The organism is Bacillus cereus group sp. N6, from assembly GCF_016483705.1.
Classification (GTDB): Bacteria; Bacillota; Bacilli; order Bacillales; family Bacillaceae_G; genus Bacillus_A; species Bacillus_A wiedmannii.
The window spans coordinates 1-1,410 of the sequence record NZ_JAEHBI010000159.1 but is presented as its reverse complement, the minus strand read 5'-3'; the positions used below and the strand labels follow the sequence as shown (position 1 = coordinate 1,410).

Below are 1,410 nucleotides of genomic sequence, written 5' to 3'. Positions count from 1 at the left end.
TACTTTCCCCATGTAGACACCTCATTTGGTTCATTTTTTATTATAGTAACCTGTGTCTACTTTTTAGTCTAACATCAGCTGAATACTGTGAAGAAACTCGACATCTATTGTAGATTGATTCATTACTATTTTTTTCATCATGGTAAACCTCCTTTCCCTCAGAAATAACACCGGGTGAACAAGTGAGGATACGTTCTGTTTTTGTGCTCACCATTTTTCTTTTTCCACAACGTTTCCTAACAAGAAAAGTCGATTCTCTTCTACAAAAGAGAAGGCTACTTTTCACGTTGCTTATCCTATTCTATACAAATCCCAAGCACATGGTGCCAGTTGTTTTTGTTTATTTCACCAAAAATGTACGTATAACAGAGATATATTCGAGATTATCATGCGAAATGTTGGTTTTTAGAACCATTTTTCTCATATATGCATGTGAGGTAAATAGAATGCTCCATTGAAAATAGCGTGTATTTACATATAACCGTCAAGAAATGGTTCTATCTTTCCATACTATGGGATATACTGTACATGACATCGAGAGAATCACCACGTGAGAGTACTTTTAACTGGGGAAGGTGCTTTATATTTTGCACATATTCTAAAAAATCTTTACATATAGTAAACTGCTCCTGTTATGTTATATACAATTCGTTCTATACGAAAAAACAATCCAGACCACCACCCTGGATTGTTTTTTCTATTTTTTGAGTTATATAACATAATTTTCTGCTTTATCATATCTATCTCCACCGCTTCAAGAATAACAAATTTCCACACTAATCGATTTTCGATTACCGGAACCATTCCCGTCTCCACAAGCCCATGCGTTGCGCTCTAACGGAAGACCTTGTACAGCCTCTTTATCGTCTACTGCAATATGGAATGACACTTCCTTATTATTTCGTATCATATAAGTAATGTCATTTTCTGCTGGTGCATCATTATACGTGTAGGGTAGGTGCTTTTCCCATTCTTTGTATACAAAAAAAGGCTCCAGAATTGGAGCACACAAATAAAATGAATTAAAACAAATAACAGACTGTATTCATGCTAACATGTCTTGATTATGATTTATATTTCATTTTATACCTTTATAAAAGTACAAGAAACATCTATACTTTTCATCACACATTACCGTATAATCATATTACCATCTAACAAACCGTCTTAGGTGCTTCAAAACTTCTAAGACCTAAAGCCCATTGCCTCATCATTACAATGGGCTTTTTCTAGTTGTATCCATATTTTACTAATCTTCTTCATACCAAAGAGCACCTTCTAGATTTGGTTACATATACTAAAAATGTACATTTCTTCTTTCATATAGATTTTACCAACCGCAAAATAGCGTACTCTCTGGTCAAGAGTGCGCTATTTTGTTTTTACTTCACATACACATAGGCTTCATTT

1 pseudogene is annotated in these 1,410 nt (G+C 34.2%); it reads right to left on the bottom strand.

The features are described 5' to 3' along the window. Window positions 1-757: 757 nt before the first annotated feature. Window positions 758-1,000 (bottom strand): annotated as a pseudogene (locus tag JDS99_RS30605) (peptidoglycan recognition protein family protein); the annotation flags it as partial. Between the last annotated feature and the right edge of the window lie 410 nt (window positions 1,001-1,410).